Source organism: Flavisphingomonas formosensis, from assembly GCF_009755815.1.
Classification (GTDB): domain Bacteria; phylum Pseudomonadota; class Alphaproteobacteria; order Sphingomonadales; family Sphingomonadaceae; genus Flavisphingomonas; species Flavisphingomonas formosensis.
In genome coordinates this window covers 308924-332616 of the sequence record NZ_WRPK01000007.1, presented here as the reverse complement: position 1 = coordinate 332616, position 23693 = coordinate 308924, and the positions used below count along the sequence as shown (strand labels likewise).

The following is a 23693-nucleotide window of genomic DNA, read 5'->3' as shown; positions in this document are numbered from 1 at the left end:
CCGATGAGCATGACGGGGTTGTTCGGCGATGTCCGGCTGATCGAGATCGCGGGTGGGCTCGCGCCCTCGATCGCGGGGCTGCTGTTCGCGGAGATGGGCGCGGAGGTGCTCCGCATCGAACCGCGCACAGGCGACCCAGAGCGCGGCAGCGCTGCGTTCGCGGGGCGCAACCGGAGCAAGCACAGCGTCGCGCTCGACCTCCACGATGCCGCCGATCGGAGGAGCTTCGAGTGCCTGCTCGGCGACGCCGATCTGCTGATCCACGATCTGCTGCCATCGCGACGGCGGGAACTCGGGCTCAGCGATCGAACTCGCTGGCCGAGGCTGATCGAAGCCGCCATCGGCGGCTTTCCCGCCGGCCACCCACTGGAACAGATCGAGCCGGTCGACATGCTGGTGCTCGGCGCGGCGGGCATCCTCGACGAACAGGCCTGCGTCCACCGCGACGGCCCGGCCTATCTCCGCTTCCCGCTCGGAAGCTGGGGTGCGGCCTATCTCGCCGCGACGGGAGCGGCGGCCCGGCTGCTCGCCAGAGATCGCGGTCGGGGCAGCGGGGTGATCGAGACCAGCCTCCTCCAGGGCGCCCTCACCTCGCTGGCCATGCACTGGTATCGCGCCGAGTATCCGTCGGATTCGCTCGCCGACGGCATGCCGAAGCGCGGCGACATGCCGATCTTCGAATGCGCGAACGGCACATGGGTCCATGTCATGGCGAACGTCGACAAAGTCCCGTTGATGCAGGCAGAGATAGAGCGGCTCGACGATGCGCTTCGCCAGCCGCTCCCGCCGACGACGACCTATGCGCGCCTCTTTCCGATGATGCCTGCCAATCGCGCGGCCTTTCTGCGCCATGATTCGGCGATATGGCTCAGGGCACTCTGGGAGGCGGACGTGCCGGTGCAGCCCGCGATGCCGATGGGCGCGCTGTTCGCGGACGAGCAGGCACGCGCCAATGGCTATGTGGTCGAGGTCGACGATCCCGATCTCGGCGTTTGCCTGCAGCCCGCCGTCCCGATCACCATCGAGCCGCCGGTGTCGGTCCGCTTCCCCGCGCCGGCACTGGGCAGCCATCCACCGGCTTGGCCGGACAGCACCGGGCCGGCAATACCCGATCGTCCGACAACTACTCCCGACTCTCCTCTCGCCGGGGTGCGCATTCTCGATTTCGGCAATTTCCTCGCCGGCCCGTTCGCGATGATGCTGGCGGCAGATCTCGGCGCGGACGTCGTCAAGGTCGAGGCCACCTCGGGCGATCAGATGCGATGGATCGACTGGGGGTTCAACGGCTGCCAGCGCGGCAAGCGCGCACTTGCGCTCCAGCTCAAGGATCCCCGCGCCCGCGCGGTGCTCGAACGGCTCGTCGCCGGTGCGGACGCCGTGCACCATAATCTGCGCATGCCGGCCGCGACCAAGCTGGGACTGGATTATGCCAGTCTAGCCGCGATCAAGCCGTCATTGGTCTATTGCCACGTCAATTCCTACGGTTCTGCCGGGCTGCGCAAGGATTGGCCGGGCTATGACCAGCTCTTCCAGGCAATGTCCGGCTGGGAACTGGAGGGCGCCGGCAGGGGTAATCCGCCGATCTGGCACCGTTTCGGGATGATGGACCATCTCGCTGCCATGGCCTCGCTCCACGGCACGATCGCGGCGCTGCGCGAGCGCGACCGGACGGGGCAAGGCCGCTTCCTGAGCGCCTCGCTGCTCGGCGCCAGCCTGTTCACGGCGAACGAGACGGCAGTGTTGGCGGATGGCAGCACCGCGCCTTTCGCCCGGCTGGATGCAATGCAGCTCGGCCTCGGCCCGCGCGAGCGTCTCTATCGCTGCGTGGACGGCTGGATCGCGCTGCTCGTGCGCGCCGACGACGCCTGGCAACGGCTGACTGCGGCGGCAGGCGGCGATGTCGAAAAAGCTCTCGGTGACCGCACGGTTGTCGAGGCGCTGGCGTTCGCTAACGAGCATGGCGCCTCCGCCGGACCGGCGCGCGAGGCGCAGCGCTTCGCTTTTCTGGACGATGCCGCAAACCGCGCGCTGGGCCTCGTCGCATCCTATCCGCACCCGCGCTTCGGCCAGCTCGAACAGGTCGGCGCCTTCTGGCGCATGGATGGAGTGCCGGCGCGCCGCGATCTCGCCCCGCCGATCCTGGGCGAGCATAGCCGCCAGATACTGGGCGAGGTCGGCTTCGATGCGACAGAGATCGATACGCTGATCGCGGACGGAGTCGTGGTGGCGACCTGATCAAGTCCTCCCAGTGACGACAATCGTCCGTTCGGGCCGAGCTTGTCGAAGCCCTCCCTTTCTTCCTTCGAAAAGAAAAGAGCACCTCGACAAGCTCGGCGCAAATGGCGTCGGGATTGTATCACGCACTCACATCGCGCCAGCTTCCCTCCGGGCTCGCCGCAACATTCAACCACCATGTCGCCGGCACCTCCGACACCGACTCCGGTGTCCGCGTGGTCGCGATCGACCAGCGCCGAATGCGCCACACACCGCCCTTGCGGATCAGCTCGCCCTCATAGGTGCCGGTCAGCTGGATCCGGGGCGGCGGACCGTTCGGCTGCGCGCGCAGTTGGACGAGCTCGCAGACGATCATGGCCGCGCCCCGGCTCAGCTCGACGACATAGGGGTTGACGATGCAGTAGATCTTGCGCTCGCCGCTGTCCGGATCGGCGAGCATCCGCCGATAGGCCGCGAATTGCGGCGTCTCGGCCGCGATCACCTGGGCGATCGGCAGCGGCACGCCGGGCGCGCCCGGCGCGGAGATGCGATAGGTGGCATCCTCGGTGAAGCAATCGGACCAGCCGTCAATATCTCCGACATTGGCATAATGCGCATAGGCCGCGAGCAGGTTGATGATCGCGAGCCGGTCTTCCACCTGCCCGCCCGTCGGGATGGTGCCGGGATGCCCTTTCCGCATGCGTCGCTCTCCTTTGCGCAGGTGTGACAAGATTGCACGCAATATATCCATTTATCCAGACATAATATCGGTACCTGCGGTTTACAGTTCACGAATAGCATGCAATATTGACCGTATGTTGTCGAACTCCGCTGCTGCCGAGCCCGTCCGCAAGGACGTCGTCGCCCTGATCGACGAGGTGATCCGCCTGTCCGGCCGGCTGGCAAGCGCGCGCAAGATGACGACACGGATCGCCGGCATGCTCCCCGCCCACTGGCTGGTGCTGACCGCCATTTGCCGCGCGCCCAGGGCGCCGACGGTGGCGCGGATCGCGCGTAGCTTCGGGCATAGCCGCCAGGCGATCCAGCGCATCGCCAACCATCTCGAGCAGCAGGGCCTCGTCACCTTCCACGACAATCCCGCCGATCGCCGGGCCCGCACGCTGGCGCCCACGACGGAGGGCGAACGGGCCTTCGCGTTGGCCGATCGCGAAGGCGATCGATGGGCGGCCGATCTCGCGTCCGGCCTCGATGCGGTGGCGATCGGCACGGCCGCCAGGCTGCTGGCAACGCTGCGGCAGCGGCTCGAAAGCCAAGCGCGCAGCCCGGTGCGGACCGACCGGCAAGGGGAGAGGCGATGAACGCGAACCTGTTCGACCTGACCGGCAAGGTAGCGCTGGTGACCGGCGGCAGCCGCGGCCTCGGCCGCGAGATGGCGCTCGGCTTCGCGCAGGCCGGCGCCGACGTGGCGGTCACCAGCCGCAAGCGCGAAGCCTGCGAAGCGGTGGTCGCCGAGATCGAGGCGCTGGGCCGGCGCGGCTTCGCCTGGCCCTGCCATGTCGGCCACTGGGATGAGCTCGCCGGCCTGGTCGACGCCGTCCACGAGCGGTTCGGACGGATCGACATTTTGGTGAACAATGCCGGCATGTCACCACTCGCGCCCTCGCTGGTCGAGACCAGCGAGGAGCTTTTCGACAAGATCGTCGGCGTCAATTTCAAGGGGCCGTTCCGTCTCGCCGCCCTCGTCGGAGAGCGCATGGCAGCGGGGGACGGCGGCGCGATCATCAACATCAGCAGCACCGGCGCGATCCGCCCGGAACCGCGCTACGCGGTCTATGCCGGATCGAAGGCGGCCCTCAACGCGCTCACCCTAGCGCTCGCCCGGGCCTGTGGGCCCAAGGTACGGGTCAACGGCATCTCGCCCGGCCAGTTCCTGACCGACATCGCGAAAAGCTGGCCCGAGGAGCAGCGCGAGAGCACGCCCGGCGCGATCCCCCGCTGCGGCCTGCCGGAGGAAATCGTGACCACCGCGCTCTACCTCGCGAGCCCGGCGTCGAGCTACACCACCGGCACGATCGTGCGCGTCGATGGCGGCCTCCCGTGAGCGGCGATGACGCAATGGCGGCAGTCGTCATGCGCGACTGGCATGCCGACGCCATCGCACTCGAGCGGGTACCGCCCCCGATCCCCGCCCCGGGCCAGATCCGCATCCGGATCAAGGCAACGGGCCTTTCCTATGTCGACGCACTGACCGCGACCGGCGGCTATCAGGACCGTCCCGCCCTTCCCGGGATCCCAGGCAGCGAATGCGCGGGCACGATCGATGCAGTCGGCGCGGACGTCACGAGTTTCGCCGTCGGCGACCGGGTCTGCGCGCTCGCCATCGGGGGTGCATGGGCGGAAAAGGTCTGCATCGACGAAGGCGATGCAGACCTGTTGCCGGATACGATGGGGTTCGATGCGGGCGCAGTCGTCCGCGTCGGCTATGGCACTGCGGCGCACGCCCTTATCGACCGGGTTGCGCTGAAGGCCGGAGAGACCCTGCTCGTGCTCGGTGCGGGCGGATCGGTCGGCGGGGCATCGGTCGAGATCGGCAAGGCGCTCGGCGCGCGGGTGATCGCGGCGACATCACGTGCCCACGGCAAGCTGGCCGCGCTCGGCGCGGACCATGTCGTCGGCGGTGCTCCGGCGACGCTGCGCGCCGAAGTGGAAGCCATTGCGGAGCGGAGCGGCATCGATGTCGTCCTCGATCCGCTCGGCGGCGGCTGGACCGAGCCGGCGTTCCGGACGCTGCGCCCCGGCGGCCGCCATGCCGTCATCGGCTTTGCCGGCGGCGCCATCCCGGCGCTGCCGACCAATCTGCCGCTGCTCAAGGAAGCTGCCTTGGTCGGCGTCAATCTTGGTCGCTTCGTCCGCCGCGAGCCCGGGGCGGCGCGGCGGATCATGCAGAGCCTGTTTGCCTGGTTCCGCGACGGCGCGATCCGGCCAACCGTCGCGCATCGCTTCGCCCTGACCGACTTCGCTGAGGCGATGACACTCGTGCTCGAGGGCAGGCCGGACGGTCGGATCGTGCTGCGGCCCTAATCTGGAGGGAATGCCCATGTGGTCATTCGAGACCGAACCCGAATTCGCCGAAAAGCTGGACTGGATGCGCGATTTCGTGCGCACTCATATCGAGCCGATCGACAGCCTGTTCCACCAGGACCAGGCCTATAATCCCGGCAACCAGGCGCTGCGCGCGATCCTCGCGCCGCTGCAGGCCGAGGTGCGCGCGAAGGGGCTGTGGGCCTGCCACCTGCCGCCGGCGCTCGGCGGCAACGGCTATGGGCAGGTACGCCTCGCGCTGATGAACGAGATCCTCGGGCGCTCCTTTTTCGCGCCGACCGTGTTCGGCACGGCCGCACCCGACACCGGCAATGCCGAGATCCTCGCCCATTTCGGCACGGATGCGCAGAAGACGTCCTGGCTGCGGCCGCTGCTCGACGGCGACATCGTCTCCTGCTTTTCGATGACCGAGCCGCAGGGCGGTGCCGATCCGCGCCAGTTCACCTGCCGCGCCACGCGTCAGCCGGACGGCAGCTGGCGGCTGAACGGCCGCAAATGGTATTCGTCCAATGCCCGCTGGGCGGCCTTCCTGATCGTTATGGCCATCACCGATCCCGATGTGCCGGTACATCACGGCGCATCGATGTTCGTGGTGCCGGCCGATCGGGCGGGCGTCACCATCCTGCGCAACGTCGGCACCACCTTCGATCTGCCGGGATCGGGCAGCGAGGCCTATCTCGACTATCGCGACGTCGTGCTGCACGACACAGACCTGCTCGGCGCGGCGGGCGACGCCTTCCGCATCGCCCAGTTCCGCCTGGGCGGCGGGCGGGTGCATCATGCCATGCGCAGCGTCGGCCTAGCCGCCAAGGCGCTCGACATGATGTGCGAGCGCGCGCTCAGCCGGACGACACAGGGATCGCTGCTCGCCGACAAGCAGATGGTGCAGGAGGTGCTGGCCGATTGCTGGCTGGAGATCGAGCAGTTCCGGCTTTTCGTGATGCACACTGCCTGGAAGATCGACCGGCTGAACGACTACAAGGCAGTGCGCGAAGATATCTCCGCGGCAAAGATCCTGGCCTCGCGCGTTTTGATCTCCACTGTATCGAAGGCGATGCATCTGCACGGCTCGCTCGGCATCTCCAACGAAATGCCGTTCGGCGACATGCTGCTGCGCGGCTTCGTGATGGGCATCGCCGACGGACCCGACGAGGTGCACAAGGTGACGATCGCGCGCCAGCTGCTGCGCCGCCATCAGGCCAGTACCGACCTCTTCCCGACCGCGCATATCCCGCCGGTCACACGCGACGCGCTGCGGCGCTATGAGACGGCACTGGCGTTGCCGGGAGAGCGGTCGCCGTGGATCGACTATGTGCGCAGCCTCTCACCGGACCAGGTCGATGCCTGATCCCAAAGCGCTCGCGAATCCCGCCGCGCTGACCCGCTGGCTCGACGCCCACGCGCCCGAGATCGGCGCCGAGCCGCTCGAGATCGGCTTCCTGCACGGCGGAACGAGCAACGTCATCCTGACGATCGACCGCGGCGGCGCACCGGCGGTGCTGCGCCGGCCGCCGCCGGTCGCGCCACCCAACAGCGAGAAGGCGATGATGCGCGAAGCACGGCTGCTGACCGCACTCGGCGGCAGCGACGTCCCGCATCCCCGGCTGTACGGCATGTGCTCCGATCCCGGGCTGATCGGCGCTCCCTTCTATGTGATGGCACGGATCGACGGTTGGGCGCCGGAACTCGGCGAACGGGGCTGCAGCTATCCTGCGCTGTTCGACCGTGCTGAACGCCGGCGTGAGATGGGCTTCGCGATGGTCGATGCGCTCGCCAGCTTGGCACGCGTCGATCCGGATGCGATCGGGCTCAGCGATTTCGGTAAGCCCGGCAACTTCCTCGAGCGGCAGGTCGATCGCTGGCTCGGCCAGCTCGCTGCCTATCCCCTGCGCTACCCTGCTTACACCCCGCGCGCGCTGCCTGGGATCGAGGAGGTGGCGGCCTGGCTGCGGACACATCTCCCCGCCGACCAGAGACGCGGGATCGTACATGGCGACTTTGGCCCACCCAACATCCTGTTCGATCCGGCGCCGCCGACCCGCGTGCGCGCGATCATCGACTGGGAGCTGGCGACGATCGGGGATCCACTGTTCGACCTCGCGCTACTGCTCTGCAACCTTTGCGACGCGGCCGAACCGGAGGCGATCCCGCCGGCTGCCTATTTCGATCCCACCGATTTCCCGACCCGTCAGGAGATGATCGCGCGCTATGCCGCGCTGACCGGCCGCGACATGGGGGGTTTCGATTATTATCTAGTCCTCGCCCAATTCCGTATGGCCTGCATTCTAGAATATAAGGTCGCCGCGGCGGCAGGCCGCAGGGCCGAAGCCGGCGCGATGGCGATCTTCCCCGACATGGTGATCAATCTGATGCGGCAGGCGCATACGATGGTGCGATGTCAGGCGGGCTGACGCATTATTAAATGCCATGTGAACGATTCTAAGACAGAATTTCGCTCAATATCTCTGGATATCAACCATATTGCATGCAATATTGTCTTCATGGGAGATGAGCAAGTATGGCAGGACAATTGGCAGGCAGGGTCGCGATCGTCACAGGCGCGGGCAAGGGGATCGGCCGTGCGACGGCGCTGCGCTTCGCCGAGGAAGGCGCGAAGATCGTCGTTGCGACGCGCACCGCCGCGCCGGGCCAGGACGTGGTCGACCGCATCTCCTCCGCTGGCGGCGAAGCACTACTGATCGCGACCGACATCGGCTCGCGAGCCGCGGTTGCCGACGTCGTGGCGAAGACGGTCGAGCGCTTCGGCGGCGTCGACATCGTCGTCCACAATGCCGCCGCGCTCGGCGCGTCGACGATCGACAGCATCGATGATCACGAACTGGAGCAGATGCTCGCCGTCAATGTGAAGGCCTGCTTCTGGCTCGCCGCCGCGGCGATGCCGCATCTCGAGACGAGCAAGGCGGCGCGGCTGCTGATGACCTCGTCGATCACCGGCACGCGCGTGTCGGTGCCGGGCTATACGGCCTATGGGACGTCGAAGGCGGGGGTGAACGGGTTCATCCGGCAGGCGGCGACCGAACTCGCATCGCGCGGGATCCGGGTGAACGGTGTGGAGCCGGGGATCACCGTGACCGAATCCGCGCTGGAACATCTGAGCGAGGAGCAACTGGCGGCATTCCGGGCGATGATCCCGTTGGCGAAGGCGGCGACGCCCGAAGATATCGCGGGGGCGCTGCTGTATCTCGCAGCAGATTCCGGGGACCATGTGACGGGGCAGACGATCATCGTCGATGGAGGGCAGTCGCTACCGTGATCCTATTAATCTAAGGGTGCAATTTAAGAGTGGCTAACTCCTTCAAAGTCGCGAAGCGGACGCCGAATGTCTCGGAAAGCCAAGTACGATGTTCGGCGTCGAACACAGATCGACCGGTGCCTTTAGCCCGATCATCAGTGCAAAGTATTTCGTGCCCATAAGCAATGTGTGCAGCGACTAACTCTCCATCCGCCCATTCGGCGCAAGCCTTGCTCAGAGCTTTCTCATCTGCGTTTTCGCGTGAGCGTTCGAACCATCCGTCAACCGCATCGAATGCCGCCCGGCCAACTCCGCGCGCATCGATCAAGGCGGTCACATCGTGCTGGCGCTGCTCGCGCTCAAAGCCTACCTCTGCGGTTTCGGGTACGAACAGTTCGATTTTCTGTGTCTCTGGCGGCCCCGGCAGACCGAGCCAAGAATGGCCACGCATTAGTTTGAAGCCAGCATCCATAGCCTTCTTAAATTTGGCAGCCTGTTTGACCGGTAAGCCTGGATGCTTTGCGTCGTTTGGGCCGATTGACATCCTGATAGCCATGGTGCCGTCAGCATTGATCCCTAACCCGCCTCGCACTTCCATATACGGTCGGGAGAAATAGCCTGTCCGATTGGACTTCATGATCGCCTCAATCCGAAAGCCGATCTCGCATACAAAACCTTCGATGCGCCCATCCACTATCGAACCCAGTATCGGTTCCCAACGTGTGTCCGGTTCGTCGAAAATGGTCTCCCAAGCATTGCTATCAAAGCTCACTCTCATGATACAGATATCCAAGAGCAGGTAGCAGGGATCATTGAACGGAATTCCGATTTTCCAAATTTGATCTTCTACTACTTAGCTTGCAACACCGCCTTGCCGTTACGAATCACCGTCACGCCCCTCGCTCTCACCCGCGCCTCGAACGACACCACATCCTCGTCCCGCCACATGTCGACGGTGATGGTATCGCCCGGCAGCACCGGCGCCGAGAAACGCGCCGTCTGGCTCACCAGCCGCAGCGGATCATAATCCGCCCAGCCGGCGATCACCGCGCGGCAGCAGAGACCATAAGTGCATAACCCATGCAGGATCGGCCGCTCGAACCCCGACCGACGCGCAAGATCGATATCGGCATGCAGCGGATTGCGATCGCCCGAAAGCCGATAAAGCAAGGCCTGGTCCGGCCGCGTCGCGATGTCGAACGAGAGCTCGGCTGGCCGATCCGGGATCATGTGCGGCGCGGACACGCCGTCGCGTGGGCCGCCGAAATGGCCGTCGGCGCGCGCCAGCCAGGTCACCGCAAGCGTCGCATAGGCCTCGCCGGTATCCGCGTCGCGCAGTTCGGTCTCGCCGTAGATCAAGGCGCCGCCGTCGCCTTTGTCGATCGCAGCGGTCATTCCGCCGACCGCGCGGATCGTCGCCGAAGACGGGAAAGCGCGGTGCAAGGTCATACCCTGCTCGGCATGGACCACCCTCGTATAATCGACCTTCGCAGCCGCGAGTGGCGGATTGGAGCCCCAGGCCGCTACGGTGGCGAAGCTGGGCATGACCTTGAGATTCTTCTCATAGACGAAGGGCAGTTCATGTGGATCAAGCGGATCGGCGGCCATGCCGATGCCGAGCGCATAGAGCATCGCCTCGCGCTCGGACCAGGAGAACAGTCGCTCGGGACAGCGGATGGCGAGCAGATCGGCGTAAGGAACCATGGCCAGCCCTCATCGGGAAAGCCATCGCCTATGCGCAGATTGCATGCAAATCAAGAGGGTAGCGAACAACCGGTTGCACCATGCAATGCAATCAGAAGGTGCCGCTGCCCTCCATCGCGCGTCGCAGCAGCTCGCGATTGGCATAGACATGCTCACGCATCAGCGCCTCGACGCGGGCACCCTCGCCGCGGATCAGCGCCTCGACGATGTGCATGTGGTCATGATGCGAACGCACCCGCTGCTCGCGCGTGTGGACGTTCTGGAAGAACTCCGACTGCGGATCGAGCCGGCTGTCGAAGATCCGCGGGAAAAAGCGGATCTGCCGCATGATCGGCTCGAGATGCCGGTTGTTCGAAGCGGTCAGCAGCGCATAGTGGAACTCGCTGTTCAGTGCCCGCCACGCGCTTTGCTCCTCCTGCCCCCAGCTCGGAGACGCAAAGATCGTGTCGCCTCTTTCGATCAGTTCGGCGAAGCCCTCGCGCTGCGCCTCGGTCAGGCCACGCTCTGCGATCACCCGGCAGGCAAGCCCCTCTAGCGTGCCGCGCACATCATAGGCATCGAGCACGTCATGGAGCTCGACGCTGCGCACGATATAGCCGCGATTGGGGTAGTAGACGAGTAGATCCTCGTTGCCGAGCACGCGCAGTGCATCGCGGATCGGCGTCCGCGAGACTCCCAGGTCCGCCGCCAGCGTTGCTTCGTGCAAATGGGCGCCCGGCCCGTATTTACCGTCCAGGATCCGCTCGCGGATCTCCGATATAACCTGCTCCGTAACCGTCTTCATTCAGCCGTCCCGATCCGATCGTCCATCGCGCGCATTAAATCGCAATCGACAGTTTGCATGCAACCTGCAATTTGGCTATCGAGATTAGCAACGCGCTGGGCCAATTGCATCCAAAGAGTGCAGGGCGAGGCGGATCGGCCTTCAAGGATCGGGAGTAAGGACATGGCTTGGGACGTGGTGGTCATCGGTTGCGGCGTGGCTGGGCTGTCGGCGGCGGTCACCGCGGCCGAGGGCGGCGCCAAGGTCGCGCTCTTGGAGCGCGCGCCCAGGAACGAGCGCGGCGGCAACTCGCGCTACACCGAAGCTTGGATGCGGATGAAAACCGAGGAAGAGGTGGCCGACGATCTGGTCGAGTTGTTCCTCGAGCGCGGCCATGGCGCGATCGGCCCCGAATTCCTCAAGGAAGTCTCGAACGACTATGAGAATTGGCCGCAGAATGTGCGCGCCTATCCGTTCAACGATCCCGAGATTGTCGGCTCGCTCGCCGAGAATGCAGCGGGTACCATGGCCTGGCTGAAGACCCACGGCATCAAATTCACCTTCCACAGCCCGATGCTGCTGCAGAAAGGCCCGGAGCGGATGGGACCAAGCGGCGGCGGCCTGGCAATCGTTGAGGCGCTGGCGACGTCGGCCGAGAAGCTCGGCATCGACATGTTCTACGAGACGACCGGCCGCTCGCTGCTGCTCGACGATGCCGGCAACATCCGCGGCCTGCGCTGCTGGTCCAAGGAAAAGGGCAATTTCGCGATCGAGGCGCCGAACGTCGTGGTCGCCTCGGGCGGCTATCAGGGCAATATCGAGATGATGACCCGCTATGTCGGGCACAATGCGCACCTTACCCGCCCGGTCTCGCCCGGCGGCGTCTACAATAAGGGCGAGGGCATCGAGATGATGCTGGCGGCCGGCGCAGCCGCGGCCGGACAATATGACATGTTCCACGGCGAGCCGGTCGACCCGCGCTCGCCCCGTCACGAGGCGCTGATCGCGGTCGTCAACTACGGCATCCTCGTCAACGTCCACGGCAAGCGCTTCATGGACGAAGGCTCGAACCGCTACGAGCTGATCTATGACGAGGTGAGCTGGACGATCATGCGCCAGAAGCTTGGGATCGCGCACCTGCTGTTCGATTCCCGGCTGTTCGACATCCCCAACATCCGCACCCGCATCAAGACCGACCAGGAACCGATCCGCGCATCCTCGATCACCGAGATGGCGGCCAAGATCGGCGTACCCGAGAAGGTGCTTGTCGAGACGATCCGCTCCTACAATGCAGCGACGGTGGAGGGCAGCTATGACACCACCAAAGTTGACGGCCTCTCCACCGAAGGTCTGCCACTGCCGAAATCGAACTGGGCGCGGCCGATCGACGAAAACGATCTCTACGCCTATCCGATCATGTGCGCGAACACCTTCACCTGCGGCGGCGTGAAGATCACCAAGGACGCCGAAGTGGTGAACCGCGACGGATCGCCGATCCCCGGCCTCTACGCCTCGGGCGAGACGGTCGGCCTCTATTACAACCTCTATGTCGGCGCGACTTCGGTGCTGCGCGGATTGGTGTTCGGGCGGCAGGCCGGTCGCAAGATCTGCGAATCGCTGGGGGTTGCGAAAGGGGCCTCGCCCTCGATCGCGGCGTAACCGAAGGCCCCGTAAAGGAATGACAATATTCGCCGATCTTCAGTTGAGCCCTTTTCTTCCGTCATCCTGACGAACCTCAGCATCCAATTTGCCGCAGCGGTGCATATCGCGGGCAACGCTGCGGCGAATGGATCCTGGGTCGAGCCCAGGATGACGAAGATGATCGAGGAAAAGGCGCCTCTCTGACGATCCGTGAATCCAACAAGAGAGGATACGGACATGCCGAGCCTCGACGGCAAGGTTGCGATCATCACCGGCGGCTCACGCGGCCAGGGCGCGGCGGAGGCGCGGCTGTTCCTCGCGGAAGGCGCGTCGGTCGTCCTGACCGACCTCAATCCCGATGGCGCCGCGCTGGCGGAAGAGCTCGGCGAGCGGGCTGCCTTTCTGACGCATGACGTCGCCGATCGCGCCGGCTGGGCGAAGGTCGTCGAAACTGCGGAGAGCCGCTTCGGCCGGATCGACATATTGATCAACAATGCCGGCATCACCGGCTATGAGCCGATCGACCAGATCACTCCCGAACGAATGCAGCGTTATATGGACATCCACGTCCATGGCGCGCTGTACGGCATCCAGGCCGTACTGCCGGCGATGCGGCGTCAGGGTGGCGCGGTCGTCAACGTCGCCTCCACCGCGGCGCTGCGCGGCTATCCCACCTATGTCGGCTATGGCGTCAGCAAATGGGCGATGCGCGGGCTGACCCGCTATGCCGCGCACGACCTCGTCGCCGACGGGATCCGCATCAACACCATCCTGCCGGGCGGCATCGATACGCCGATGCTCAACCAGGCCGAGGGCGCGGCGCTGATCGATGCCGCGCGCAACGCTGTGCCGATGAAGCGCTTCGGCATTGCCGAGGAGATTGCCCGCGTCGCCCTGTTCCTCGTGTCGGACGCGTCCAGCTACATGACCGGCGCCGAGCTGGTGGTGGACGGCGGCCTGAACGCATGACCGCCGCCGCTCCCCGCACGGCCGATGCAGCGGGCATGGATGCCGGCCGGGAGCATGATCCGCCGCGCAGCCGCCTTCGCTCGATCGTCGGCGGCGCGACGGGCAATTTCATCGAGTGGTTCGACTGGTTCGTCTTCGTCTCGTTCGCGCTCTATTTCTCGCCGATCTTCTTCCCGGCGGGCGATCGCACGGTGCAGCTGCTCCAGTCCGCCGCGATCCTGGCCCTCGGCTTCGTCATGCGGCCGCTCGGCGCGCTGCTGTTCGGCCTCTACGCCGACCGGCGGGGGCGCCGCGCCGCGCTCACCCTATCGGTCGGCCTCATGTGCGCGGGGTCGTGCATCATCGCGCTGGCGCCGGGCTATGCCGAGATCGGCCTCGCCGCCCCTGCCCTGCTGCTCGTCGCGCGGCTGCTGCAGGGGCTGAGCGTGGGCGGCGAATATGGCGCCAGCGCGACCTATATCTCGGAAATGTCGGGCCGCGACCGGCGCGGCTTCTGGTCCAGCTTTCAATGCGTCACGCTGGTGCTCGGCCAGCTCGCCGCGCTCTGCCTGCTGCTCGCGCTGCAAGCGCTGCTCAGTGACGCAGCGATGCGGGCATGGGGCTGGCGCCTCGCCTTCCTGATCGGTGCGGCGCTCGCCGTCGTCGTCCTGCGCCTGCGGATCAGCCTGAGCGAGACCGAAGCGTTCCGGCAGGCACGAACCACCGCAGCCCAGCCAAGCGCCGCTCGCCACCTGCTCTCGCGCCATCGCAGGGCGACCTGGCTGGTCTTCGGGCTGACCGCGGCCGGCTCGACCGGCTTCTATGTCTTCATCGGCTACAGCCAGAAGTTCCTCGTCAACACCGCCGGCTTCTCCGCGATGGAGGGGACCGCGATCACCGCATCGGCGCTCCTCTTGTTCCTGCTCGCCCAGCCGCTGTTCGGCCTGCTGTCGGACGTCATCGGCCGGCGCAGAACGATGATGCTGAGCTTCGGCCTGTGCGCGGCACTGACCGTTCCTATCATGCGGGCGCTCGCGGTCGCGACCGATCCGGTGGCGGCCTCCCTGCTGCTGTCTGTGCTGCTGCTCAGCTTCTCGGGCTATTCCGCGATCGGCGCGATCGTGAAGGCGGAGCTTTATCCCGCCCCGATCCGCGCGCTCGGCGTCGGGCTGCCTTATGCGATCGCGAACGCGCTGTTCGGGGGGCTCGGCGAGTTCGCCGCGCTCTGGTTCAAGCGCATCGGCCACGAAAGCGGCTTCTTCCTGTTCCTGGCCCTGATGATGCTGGCCGGCCTCGCGGTCGCCTGGTGCCTTCCTGAGACGCGCGACACCGGCCCGATGGCCGAAGAGATCTGAACCCATAATCGATGAGGATGACGATGAATCGCATAGGGACAAGGGGCGTCCTGGCCATATTGGCGGTGACGGCGCTCGCCGGATGCAACCGGGCGCCCGCCATCGATCCGGCCGCCGACGGCGGCATCGGCCTCGATCCCAATAACTGGCCATCCTATGGGCGCAGCGCCGGCGAGCAGCATTACAGCCCGCTCGATCAGATCGATACCGGCTCGGTCCCGAAGCTCGGCCTCGCCTGGTCCTATGACCTGCCGGCAAGCGCCAGCCTGACGCAGCCGATCGAGGCGGACGGCATCGTCTACACCTCCACCGGCCACAGCTATATCCGCGCCTTCGAGGCGGCGACCGGCAAGCTGCTCTGGGAGTATGATTCCAAGGCGTCCGAAATGTCCGGCCACAAGCTACGCCAGGGCTATGGCAGTCGCGGCCTAGCCTGGTCGGGCGGCAAGGTCTTCATCGCCACGCAGGACGGCCGCCTGATCGCGCTCGACGGCAAGACCGGCCAGCCGATCTGGACGGCGCAGACCGTCGCCAAGGACGACAATGCCTATATCTCGGGCGCGCCGCGCGTGTTCGACGGCAAGGTGATAATCGGCTTCGGCGGTGCAGACGGCGGCGGCGTGCGCGGCTATGTGAGCTGCTACGACGCAGCGACCGGCAAGCTGCTCTGGCGTTTCTACACCGTGCCCGGCAATCCCGCAGTCGACCATGACGAGACGACGAAACTCGCCGCGAAGACCTGGCATGGCGAATGGTGGAAGAAGGGCGGCGGCGGCACCGCCTGGAACGCGTTCACCTACGATCCCGAGCTCAAGCGCTTCTACATCGGCACGGGCAATGGCTATCCGTACAACCATGCGCTGCGCAGCCCCGGCGGCGGCGACAATCTGTTCCTCGCCTCGATCGTCGCGGTCGACGCGGCGACGGGGAAATATATCTGGCACTATCAGATCAATCCCGGCGAGCAGTGGGATTACAAGACCACCCAGGACATCACGCTGGCCACCATTCCGATCGACGGCAAGCCGCGCAAGGTGCTGATGCAGGCGCCGACCAACGGCTTCTTCTACGTGCTCGACCGCACCACCGGCAAATTGCTCTCCGCCAAGCCGTTCGTGAAGGTCACCTGGGCGACCGGCATCGACATGAAGACCGGGCGCCCGATCGAGAATCCCGGCGCGCGCTATCATGGGCGGGATCTGTTCGAGATGTGGCCGAACATCGTCGGCGGCCATAGCTGGCTGCCGCAATCCTACAGCCCCAAGACTGGCCTCGTTTACATCCCGACGATCCAGCGCGGCATGATCATCGGCGACAAGGGGCTGGATCTCAGCAAGGAGCAGCTTCCCGTCCATCCGGCCAACGTCAATGCCGGCATGGGCGTGACCGGCAGCTATCTGCCCGACTTCAAGGACCAGGGCTCGTTCCTGCGTGCCTGGGATCCCGTCACCCAGACGGCACGGTGGAGCGTGAAGCTGCCGGGCGACTGGCCGGGCGGGACGATGGCGACCGCCGGCGGGCTCGTCTTCCAGGGCAGGATCGACAATCGCTTCAACGCCTATGATGCCGGCAGCGGCAAGCTGCTCTGGAGCTATGATACGCGCAGCCCCGTGGTCGCACCGCCGATCAGCTATGCCGTCGGCGGCAAGCAATATGTCACGGTGATCACCGGCACCGGCGGCGCGGGCGGCGGCTATCATGGCAAGGGGCTGCAGGCGTTCGAGGTCGATTATCGCACCATGGCGCGCCGCGTGCTGACCTTCGCGATCGGCGGCACCGCGACCTTGCCGCCCGCCCCACCGCTCGTCCCGCGGGTGGCGCCGGCCGATCCCGATTTCCGGCGGGACGACACCTTGGCCCAGCGCGGCAACATCGCCTATCACATCGCCTGCGGCACCTGCCATGGCGGCGCGGGCATGGCGGCGGGAACGGCCCCGGACCTGCGCATCTCGCCAGTGCCCGCATCGCGCGACGCCTTCTTCTCGGTGGTCCGGGACGGCGCACTGGTGCCCGCCGGCATGCCGCGCTTCGACGATCTGCCGCCCGACCAGATCGAGGCCATCCGCCAGTATCTGCGGACATTGGGGCAGGATCTGCCCAAGGCGAAATGATCGTCACCGGCAATCTGCTCCGCCATCGCGCGGAGACGACGCCCGAGCGGCTGTTCGCGCTGTTCGAGAGCGACGAGTGGTCGTTCGGGCGAGCGCTGGAGGAAGCCAGCGCCGCGGCCGCCGGGCTGGCGACCCTCGGCCTGGGCAAGGGCGACGTCCTCCTGCTCTGGATGGCGGGTGGCCCGGATTTCCTGCGGCTGTGGCTGGGCGCGAACCTGCTCGGGGCGATCGTGGCGCCGGTCAATCTCGCCTATAAGGGCAGCCTCCTGCGCCACGTGATCGCCCTGACTAGCCCGCGCGTGATCGCGGTGGACAGCGAGCGCGTCGCACTGCTGGCCGATGTGGCGACCGATGCCCGCATCCTCCTTGCCGGCGAGATCGCCGACGAAGATTCGCCGATCTCGGCTCTCCGGTTGGATAGCGTGCTGTCGCAGGGTCATGCCTTACCCGAGCTTCCGGCACTCGACCCACTGGATACGCAATGCATCCTGTTCACCTCCGGCACCACCGGCGCGTCCAAGGGCGTGATTGTGCCGTATGCGCAGCTCCACGCCATCGCAGCCACCCATTTCGGCGACCGCTTCGGACCAGGTGATCGCTATCTGCTCAACCTGCCGATGTTCCATGTCGGCGGGCTGCTGCCGGTGATCGGCGCGCTGATCACCGGCTGCGCCGTCGTCGCCTCGCCCGGCTTCCGGACGACGCGTTTTTGGCAGGATGTGCGCGCGCATGGCGTCACGGGCTGCACCGTGGTCGGGGCGGCGGCGGAGTTTCTGAAGCGCCAGCCGGAAAGCCCCGATGACGCGGCCAATCCCCTGCGCTGGGTATCGATGTTCCCGCTCGTTCGCGATCCGGCGGCGTTCGCCAGGCGGTTCGGCGTCGGCCTCTTCACCGGCTACGGCATGACCGAGCTGTCGATCCCGATCACCACCGATCGGCTGGAGGCGAGCCCCGGAAGCTGCGGTCAGCTGCGGGCCGGATATGAGGCGCTGCTCGTCGACGAAGCCGACGTGCCGGTCGGCCCCGGCGAGGTCGGCGAGCTGGTGCTGCGCGCCGAGGCTCCGGGAAGCATCTCGCCCGGCTATTGGCGGGATGCCGAGGCGACCGCCGAGGCTTGGCGCAACGGCTGGTTTCATACCGGCGACTGCTTCCGGCGCACCGATGCCGGCTTCTACCATTTCGTCGACCGCCGGAAGGATGCGCTGCGTCGGCGCGGCGAGAATATCTCCTCGCAGGAGGTGGAGGCCGAGATCATGGCTCATCGCAATGTCGCCGAGGCCGCGGTGATCGGCGTTCCGTCACCTTATGGCGAGCAGGATGTGATGGCCGTGGTCGTCCTCGCACCAGGTCGCGATCTCACCGCGGCCGCCCTGGATGCTTTCCTCGAGCCGCGCCTGCCCCGCTTCATGCTGCCACGCTATATCCGTTTCACCGACGCATTGCCGCGCACGCCGAGCCTCCGGGTCCAGAAATATCTGCTCCGCGAAACCGGCGTGACGGCAGAGACGTGGGACCGCGAGGCCGCCGGCACTCTCACCAGCTCAGGTGCAGCGCCTCGACCGAGTTGATCAGGCTCGAGGTGAAGACCGGCGGCGCCCCGGCCTTCAGCCGGAATGGCGGGAGGCGGGTCAGCCATTCCTGCAGGAAGATCGTCATCTCGCGCTGCGCCAGCACCTTGCCCGGGCAGGCATGCGGCCCCACGCCGAAGGTCGAGTAATGCCGCTCGGACCGATCGAGCATGAAATCCATCGGATCGGCATTAAGCCTGTCGTCGAGCCCGACGAGCGGCATCGGCAGCAGGATCATGTCGTCCCTGGCGAAGGCGATGCCGCGATACGCGGCATCGCGCGTGACCAGCCGGCCGAGATTGCTGATCCCGAGCCGACGGACGAACTCCTGCACTGCATCCGGGATACGGGCGGGATCCTCGCGCAGCTGCGCCTGAAGCTCGGGATGCGTGGCCAGATAATGGGCGATGAAGCCGATCATCGTCGCCACCGTGTCCAGCCCGCCGGTGAGCAGCAGCAGGCACATGCTGAACACGTCGTCGTCCGAGAGCCGCTCGCCATCGACTTCGGCCTGCAGCATCGCGCTGACCGGATCGGTGCCCGGCTGCGCGCGCCGGGCGGCGATGCAATCGCGGATATAGGCGGAGAGGTCCTCCCACGCCTGGGCGCTGCCCTCGAAATGCGGCTTAGAGGCGAGCGTCGCCCGCTCGCGCAGCATCGCCAGATCGTCGTGCGGCAGGTGCATCATCGTGAGGAAGGCGACGATCGGCATCACCCCGGCGAAGTCGCCGATGAACTCGCACTCGCCGCGTGGCCGCAACCCTTCGATCAGCTCGATCGCCACCGCCCGCGCCCTGGCCTCGATATCGGTGAGCGCGCGCGGCACGAAGAACGGCATGAACAATCGCCGATAGGCGGTGTGCCGCGGCGGATCGAGCTGCAGCGGGATGAGCTTCGGCACGATACCGCGCGGGATCACGAACTCGCCATTCGAGAAGAGGCCGGGATCGCGCTGGATGGCGAGGATGTCGGCCGCACGCGTGGCGACCCAGTGGCCGCCATGGTGGGGCGTCCAGAAGATGTCGGGCAGCCTGTCCTGCACCTCCTCCTTCCAATAGCGATGGACATCGCCCGTGTCGGCGCAGCGCGCCATGTCGAAATCGCGAACAAGATCGTCGGGAACATGCGCAGGCTTCGGCGCCAGCGCGGCTTCGGCCCGGATCAGGCTATGCTCCATCTTGGTCTCCCTCGGTTGGGCCCTTGCCGTCATCCCTACGAAAGCATGTCCTGAGCGAAGTCGAAGGGTCGGGATCCAGACGCCGCAGCGTTGCCCATGAAGACGAAACGCTGCGGCAAAATGGATCCCGACTTTCGTCGGGATGACGAGAAAATCTCAGGCTAGGATAACCGGCTTCTCGTCGAGCCAGTCGGGCTCACCGACGATCGTCGCGCCGCCATCCACCGGCATGGCGATGCCGGTGATCAGCGATGCCGCATCGGACGCGAGGAAGGCGATCGCCTCGGCCGTCTCGTCGGGTCGACCGGTACGCAGGATCGGCGTACGTCGCGCCGATATCCGCACATAGCTTTCGGGCACCTGCGCGAAGGCCGCGGTCACCGTCGGTCCGGGCAGCACGGCGTTCACGCGGATATTCTCATGCCCATAGTCCATCGCCATCTGCCGGGTCAGCGCGCAGACGCCACCCTTGGCGGACTGATAGGCGGCAAAGCCGCGAAAACCGGTGATGGCATGCATCGAGGCAGTGTTGACGATCGCGCCGCCGCCCGACGCCCGGATGCGCGGGATCGCGAACTTGCTGCCGAGGAAGACCGACTTGAGCGACACGGTCTGCGTCCGGTCCCAATCCGCCTCGCTCAGCTGCTCGACCGAGCCGATCACCTGGAAGAAGGCGTTGTTGCACAGGATATGCAGGCCGCCGAACATATCGACCGCCGCATCCACCATGGCCTGGAGATCGGCCGCGCTGCCCACATCGACACGCAGCGCCGTCGCCCTACCACCTTCGTCCGCGATCTGGCGCTCGGTGCGCCAGGCGGCGTCCTCGTCGATATCGGCGATCAGCACGGCGGCTCCGCGCGATGCCATTAGGCACGCGGTCTCCGCACCGATGCCATTGCCGCCACCGGTCACGATCGCGACCTTGCCGGCCAGCGACAGCCGGTCGAAGCCGGCCGCCATCAGCCGTTCGCCAGCTGGGCGAACTGCTCGCTGATCGTCATCTTCCGGAAGACCTCGCTCACCGGAATGTCGAGCTCGACGCGGCGGCGATGGTAGCGCCAGCCTTCCGCGGTGCGCTTGAGCTCGTCGATATACCAGCCGCTGGCAACGAACTCGTTCCGCGATCCGTCCTCGGCACGGTAAATGGACAGCATCCGCACCCGCTGGCGCGCCACGTCGCCCTCAATCTCGATCTCGGGCTCGGTGGTCACGTGCACGGTAACCCGCGTCGCGGAGGCCGCGGGCGCGATTTCGGCGCGGCCGTGATAGACGCGGTTGCCGACGATGTGGAACTCGGCATCCTCGGTGTAGAGGCCGGCATAGGCTTCGCCATCGCCGATGTCGGCATAGCGATTGTACAGCGCATTGAGCTGCCGGATCGCGACATAGTCCGACAGATATTGCAGGTCGAAGGTCATGGTTTTTCCCTCTCCAACGCCCGTCATCCCAGCGAAAGCTGGGATCACTCTCCACTTCGAGCCGCTCGCATTTTGAGAGCGATCCCAGCTTTCGCTGGGATGGCGCCTCTTTCAGCCCGCGCGGAACACGATCGACTTGAGCTCGGTATAGGCATCGAGCCCTTCGACCCCAGACTCCCGCCCGATCCCGGACCGCTTGAGCCCGCCGAACGGCGCTGCCGGATGCTTGGCACCCGGCCCGTCATTCATCACGATGAAGCCCGCATCGAGCTCCAGCGCCATCTCGAACGCGCGCCCCTTGTCGGTGGAGATGATGCCGCCGCCGAGCCCGTAGGGGGAATCATTGGCGATCGCGAGCGCTTCCTCGTCGGTCTCGTAGCCGATCACCACGCCGACCGGACCGAATATCTCGTCGCGCGCAATGCGGGCCGCATTGTCGACCCCGGTGATCAGCGTCGGCTCGTAGAAATAGCCGCGGTTGAGATGCGAGGGCGCCTTGCCGCCGAACACGATCTCGGCGCCGCCGCGCACGGCCTCGTCCACCATCCCGGTCACGCGCTGCTGCTCGCGCGCCCGGATCAGCGGGCCGACGGTCACGCTGGGGTCAGCCGGATCGCCGACGACCGCTTGGCCGTTCACCGCGATCATCTTGTCGATGAAGGCCTGCTTGACGCTGTTGTGCACCAGATGGCGGGTGAACAGGCAGCAGCCCTGGCCGGTCTCGCAGGTAATGTTCCAATAGGCGGCCTGCGCGGCGACATCCAGATCGGCGTCCTGCCGCACGATCAGCGCGGATTTGCCGCCCAGCTCGAGCAGCAGTCGCTTCAGGGTCGGCGCGGCCTGCGCCATGATCGCGGCGCCCACCTTGTCCGATCCGGTGAAGCTGACCATGTCGACGCGCGGATCGGTGGTCAGCATCTGGGCGACCTCGATCCCGCCGGTCACCACGTTGAACACGCCCGGCGGGAAATCCAGCCTGCGGATCGTGTCGGCCAGGATCCAGGCCTCGAACGGCGTGTAGGGCGAGGGCTTCAGGACGACGCTGTTGCCCATGATCAGCGCCGCCGAGGATTTGACGACGTTCAGGAAGAAGCCCGCGTTGAACGGCGTGATCGCGGCGACCACGCCGACCGGCACGCGCTGCTTGGCGCCGGTGCCGAGCACCTTGTCGCCGGCCCAGCCGGGATTGATGATGAAGGGCAGCGAGCGGACGCTCTCATAGCGATAGGCTTCGTCGATATCCGCGGCCATCTGCTGCATCGGGATCGCGAACAGCAGCCCCGCCGCCTCGGCACGCGCACAGCCGGCCTCGGCGACGATCATGTCGATGATCTCGTCGCTGCGGGCGAGCAGCGCGGCGTGGAGCTGCTCCATCTTGCGCGCACGATCGCGCATCGACATCCGCCGCCAAGGACCGCTGTCAAAGGCCTTGCGCGCCGCGGCGATCGCCAGGTCGCAATCCTTCACGCCGCCGACGGTAGCGACGCCATAGACGTCCTCCGTCGCCGGATTGGGGATGTCCTCGGTGCCGCCGTCGATCGGCTGGACCCAGTCGCTCCCGATGAAGGAGCCCGGCATCCGCAGCAAGCTGTCTGTCTTCACGCTCTTTGTCCTCGATCAGATGATAAGGCCCGGCTCACGGGCGCATGATGAAGCCGCCGTCGACGCAGAGGATCTGCCCGGTGATCCAGCCCGCCTCATCGGACAGCAGGAAGCGGCAGGCGTCCACCATGTCCTTCACCTGCCCCATGCGCGCGAGCGCGAGCGTCGCGACGATGCTGTCGACTAGCCCCTCCGCCGTCGACGTGCGCGTCGCTTCGGTATCGGTGGGTCCGGGGGCGATGCCGTTGATGCGGATATTCTTCGGGCCGAGCTCCATCGCCATATTCTGGGTGATGCCGTTCAGCGCTAGCTTGGCGATGCCGTAATAGCCCGCCCGCGACAGCCAGGCGGCGCTCGACGACTGGTTGATGATCGCGCCGCCGCCGCGCTGCTCCATATAAGGCGCCACCGCGCGCGTCGCGAGGAAGCAGCCGTCCATGTTCACCGACATGAACTTCTTCCAATAATCGTACGGCACGTCCATCATCGTATGGAGCTGCATGCCGCCATAGATTGCGGCGTTGTTGATGAGGTAATCGATGCCGCCCAGTTCGCCGGCCACCGTCGTCGCCATCGCCTTGGTCGAGTCCTCGGAGGAGACGTCGACCTTGACCGCGATCGCCTTGCCGCCCGCCGCGACGATCGCCTCGGCGACGCGCTGCGCGCCGGCCTCGTTGATGTCGGCCACGGCCACCGCGCAGCCCCATTCGGCCAGCGCCTTGGCATAGCCTTCGCCGATTCCGCCGCCCGCACCGGTCACGATCGCAACCTTGCCTGAAAAGCCCAACGCATCCTCCTGAATGTGATTTCAACGCTCCTTATTACATGCAATCTGGTCCGTCCATCGGAATTCGCGTGCGAATATGGCTTTTC

At 66.1% G+C, this 23693-nt stretch carries 21 protein-coding genes; 12 read left to right on the top strand and 9 right to left on the bottom strand.

The genetic code is table 11. The features are described from left to right. Window positions 1-3 precede the first annotated feature (3 nt). On the top strand, window positions 4-2235 hold the full coding sequence (locus GQY20_RS20295; protein WP_198351078.1) for a CoA transferase: 2232 nt from the start codon (window positions 4-6) through the stop codon (window positions 2233-2235). Window positions 2236-2356: 121 nt separating this feature from the next. Here the strand turns inward: GQY20_RS20295 and GQY20_RS20290 are convergent, their stop codons facing one another. Then, window positions 2357-2914 (bottom strand): nuclear transport factor 2 family protein, encoded by a 558-nt coding sequence (locus tag GQY20_RS20290; RefSeq protein WP_157218956.1) that lies wholly within the window; start codon window positions 2912-2914, stop codon window positions 2357-2359. A 118-nt stretch (window positions 2915-3032) separates the two neighbouring features. On the opposite strand from GQY20_RS20290, the gene GQY20_RS20285 reads away from it, so the two are divergent. The 6 genes from GQY20_RS20285 (at window position 3033) to GQY20_RS20260 (ending at window position 8551) form a co-directional block, all read left to right on the top strand. Beyond that, entirely contained in the window at window positions 3033-3533 is a 501-nt protein-coding gene (locus GQY20_RS20285) for a MarR family winged helix-turn-helix transcriptional regulator (RefSeq protein ID WP_198351077.1), read from the top strand. Further along, a complete protein-coding gene (locus GQY20_RS20280; RefSeq protein ID WP_157218954.1) occupies window positions 3530-4276 on the top strand; it encodes an SDR family NAD(P)-dependent oxidoreductase in 747 nt (248 codons plus the stop codon). The genes GQY20_RS20285 and GQY20_RS20280 overlap by 4 nt, the downstream gene beginning before the upstream one ends. Window positions 4277-4290: 14 nt before the next feature. Further along, window positions 4291-5256: an NADPH:quinone oxidoreductase family protein gene (locus tag GQY20_RS20275; RefSeq protein ID WP_198351076.1), complete on the top strand. Its 966-nt coding sequence runs from the start codon at window positions 4291-4293 to the stop codon at window positions 5254-5256. Between the two features lie 16 nt (window positions 5257-5272). After that, complete coding sequence (locus GQY20_RS20270; RefSeq protein ID WP_157218952.1) at window positions 5273-6625, top strand: acyl-CoA dehydrogenase family protein; 1353 nt, start codon at window positions 5273-5275, stop codon at window positions 6623-6625. Further along, window positions 6618-7688, top strand: coding sequence for a phosphotransferase family protein (locus tag GQY20_RS20265; protein WP_157218951.1), 1071 nt, complete (start codon window positions 6618-6620; stop codon window positions 7686-7688). Before GQY20_RS20270 ends, GQY20_RS20265 begins: the two co-directional genes overlap by 8 nt. Before the next feature lie 107 nt (window positions 7689-7795). Then, window positions 7796-8551, top strand: a complete 756-nt coding sequence (locus GQY20_RS20260) for an SDR family NAD(P)-dependent oxidoreductase (protein ID WP_157218950.1) — start codon at window positions 7796-7798, stop codon at window positions 8549-8551. A gap of 10 nt (window positions 8552-8561) precedes the next feature. Here GQY20_RS20260 and GQY20_RS20255 read toward each other — a convergent pair whose 3' ends face one another. The 3 genes from GQY20_RS20255 to GQY20_RS20245 all read right to left on the bottom strand — a co-directional run bounded on the left by GQY20_RS20255 (window position 8562) and on the right by GQY20_RS20245 (window position 11018). Then, window positions 8562-9308: a hypothetical protein gene (locus GQY20_RS20255; RefSeq protein WP_157218949.1), complete on the bottom strand. Its 747-nt coding sequence runs from the start codon at window positions 9306-9308 to the stop codon at window positions 8562-8564. 71 nt (window positions 9309-9379) lie between these two features. Next, window positions 9380-10234, bottom strand: coding sequence for a MaoC/PaaZ C-terminal domain-containing protein (locus GQY20_RS20250; protein ID WP_157218948.1), 855 nt, complete (start codon window positions 10232-10234; stop codon window positions 9380-9382). 91 nt (window positions 10235-10325) lie between these two features. Continuing rightward, window positions 10326-11018: a GntR family transcriptional regulator gene (locus tag GQY20_RS20245; protein ID WP_157218947.1), complete on the bottom strand. Its 693-nt coding sequence runs from the start codon at window positions 11016-11018 to the stop codon at window positions 10326-10328. 162 nt (window positions 11019-11180) lie between these two features. Here GQY20_RS20245 and GQY20_RS20240 point away from each other — a divergent pair, with 162 nt between their 5' ends. From GQY20_RS20240 to GQY20_RS20220, 5 genes are all read left to right on the top strand, one after another. Continuing rightward, window positions 11181-12656 carry an FAD-dependent oxidoreductase gene (locus GQY20_RS20240; RefSeq protein ID WP_157218946.1) on the top strand — a complete coding sequence of 492 codons (1476 nt, stop codon included), beginning with the start codon at window positions 11181-11183 and terminating at the stop codon, window positions 12654-12656. A gap of 219 nt (window positions 12657-12875) precedes the next feature. After that, on the top strand, window positions 12876-13607 hold the full coding sequence (locus tag GQY20_RS20235) for an SDR family NAD(P)-dependent oxidoreductase (protein ID WP_157218945.1): 732 nt from the start codon (window positions 12876-12878) through the stop codon (window positions 13605-13607). Between the two features lie 35 nt (window positions 13608-13642). After that, a complete protein-coding gene (locus GQY20_RS20230) occupies window positions 13643-14941 on the top strand; it encodes an MFS transporter (protein WP_157219022.1) in 1299 nt (432 codons plus the stop codon). A 23-nt stretch (window positions 14942-14964) separates the two neighbouring features. Next, window positions 14965-17052 (top strand): PQQ-dependent dehydrogenase, methanol/ethanol family, encoded by a 2088-nt coding sequence (locus GQY20_RS20225; protein WP_232476170.1) that lies wholly within the window; start codon window positions 14965-14967, stop codon window positions 17050-17052. Continuing rightward, a complete protein-coding gene (locus GQY20_RS20220; RefSeq protein ID WP_157218943.1) occupies window positions 17049-18620 on the top strand; it encodes an AMP-binding protein in 1572 nt (523 codons plus the stop codon). Before GQY20_RS20225 ends, GQY20_RS20220 begins: the two co-directional genes overlap by 4 nt. On the opposite strand, the gene GQY20_RS20215 is transcribed toward GQY20_RS20220, so the two are convergent. The 5 genes from GQY20_RS20215 to GQY20_RS20195 all read right to left on the bottom strand — a co-directional run bounded on the left by GQY20_RS20215 (window position 18586) and on the right by GQY20_RS20195 (window position 23607). Continuing rightward, on the bottom strand, window positions 18586-19797 hold the full coding sequence (locus GQY20_RS20215) for a cytochrome P450 (RefSeq protein ID WP_157218942.1): 1212 nt from the start codon (window positions 19795-19797) through the stop codon (window positions 18586-18588). The two genes, GQY20_RS20220 and GQY20_RS20215, sit on opposite strands and share 35 nt — an antisense overlap. A gap of 156 nt (window positions 19798-19953) precedes the next feature. Next, window positions 19954-20760: an SDR family NAD(P)-dependent oxidoreductase gene (locus GQY20_RS20210; protein WP_157218941.1), complete on the bottom strand. Its 807-nt coding sequence runs from the start codon at window positions 20758-20760 to the stop codon at window positions 19954-19956. Next, on the bottom strand, window positions 20760-21218 hold the full coding sequence (locus tag GQY20_RS20205) for a nuclear transport factor 2 family protein (protein ID WP_157218940.1): 459 nt from the start codon (window positions 21216-21218) through the stop codon (window positions 20760-20762). The genes GQY20_RS20210 and GQY20_RS20205 overlap by 1 nt, the downstream gene beginning before the upstream one ends. Window positions 21219-21329: 111 nt before the next feature. Next, window positions 21330-22820 (bottom strand): aldehyde dehydrogenase family protein, encoded by a 1491-nt coding sequence (locus GQY20_RS20200; protein ID WP_232476169.1) that lies wholly within the window; start codon window positions 22818-22820, stop codon window positions 21330-21332. 34 nt (window positions 22821-22854) lie between these two features. Continuing rightward, window positions 22855-23607 (bottom strand): SDR family oxidoreductase, encoded by a 753-nt coding sequence (locus GQY20_RS20195; RefSeq protein WP_157218939.1) that lies wholly within the window; start codon window positions 23605-23607, stop codon window positions 22855-22857. Between the last annotated feature and the right edge of the window lie 86 nt (window positions 23608-23693).

What these genes read in the sequence shown, in the direction of transcription:
- GQY20_RS20295 (WP_198351078.1), top strand. Translation starts at nt 4, where the DNA reads ATGAGCATGACGGGGTTGTTCGGCGATGTCCGGCTGATCGAGATCGCG.
- GQY20_RS20290 (WP_157218956.1), bottom strand. Translation starts at nt 2,914, where the DNA reads ATGCGGAAAGGGCATCCCGGCACCATCCCGACGGGCGGGCAGGTGGAA.
- GQY20_RS20280 (WP_157218954.1), top strand. Translation starts at nt 3,530, where the DNA reads ATGAACGCGAACCTGTTCGACCTGACCGGCAAGGTAGCGCTGGTGACC.
- GQY20_RS20275 (WP_198351076.1), top strand. Translation starts at nt 4,291, where the DNA reads ATGGCGGCAGTCGTCATGCGCGACTGGCATGCCGACGCCATCGCACTC.
- GQY20_RS20270 (WP_157218952.1), top strand. Translation starts at nt 5,273, where the DNA reads ATGTGGTCATTCGAGACCGAACCCGAATTCGCCGAAAAGCTGGACTGG.
- GQY20_RS20265 (WP_157218951.1), top strand. Translation starts at nt 6,618, where the DNA reads ATGCCTGATCCCAAAGCGCTCGCGAATCCCGCCGCGCTGACCCGCTGG.
- GQY20_RS20260 (WP_157218950.1), top strand. Translation starts at nt 7,796, where the DNA reads ATGGCAGGACAATTGGCAGGCAGGGTCGCGATCGTCACAGGCGCGGGC.
- GQY20_RS20255 (WP_157218949.1), bottom strand. Translation starts at nt 9,308, where the DNA reads ATGAGAGTGAGCTTTGATAGCAATGCTTGGGAGACCATTTTCGACGAA.
- GQY20_RS20250 (WP_157218948.1), bottom strand. Translation starts at nt 10,234, where the DNA reads ATGGTTCCTTACGCCGATCTGCTCGCCATCCGCTGTCCCGAGCGACTG.
- GQY20_RS20245 (WP_157218947.1), bottom strand. Translation starts at nt 11,018, where the DNA reads ATGAAGACGGTTACGGAGCAGGTTATATCGGAGATCCGCGAGCGGATC.
- GQY20_RS20240 (WP_157218946.1), top strand. Translation starts at nt 11,181, where the DNA reads ATGGCTTGGGACGTGGTGGTCATCGGTTGCGGCGTGGCTGGGCTGTCG.
- GQY20_RS20235 (WP_157218945.1), top strand. Translation starts at nt 12,876, where the DNA reads ATGCCGAGCCTCGACGGCAAGGTTGCGATCATCACCGGCGGCTCACGC.
- GQY20_RS20230 (WP_157219022.1), top strand. Translation starts at nt 13,643, where the DNA reads ATGGATGCCGGCCGGGAGCATGATCCGCCGCGCAGCCGCCTTCGCTCG.
- GQY20_RS20225 (WP_232476170.1), top strand. Translation starts at nt 14,965, where the DNA reads ATGAATCGCATAGGGACAAGGGGCGTCCTGGCCATATTGGCGGTGACG.
- GQY20_RS20220 (WP_157218943.1), top strand. Translation starts at nt 17,049, where the DNA reads ATGATCGTCACCGGCAATCTGCTCCGCCATCGCGCGGAGACGACGCCC.
- GQY20_RS20215 (WP_157218942.1), bottom strand. Translation starts at nt 19,797, where the DNA reads ATGGAGCATAGCCTGATCCGGGCCGAAGCCGCGCTGGCGCCGAAGCCT.
- GQY20_RS20210 (WP_157218941.1), bottom strand. Translation starts at nt 20,760, where the DNA reads ATGGCGGCCGGCTTCGACCGGCTGTCGCTGGCCGGCAAGGTCGCGATC.
- GQY20_RS20205 (WP_157218940.1), bottom strand. Translation starts at nt 21,218, where the DNA reads ATGACCTTCGACCTGCAATATCTGTCGGACTATGTCGCGATCCGGCAG.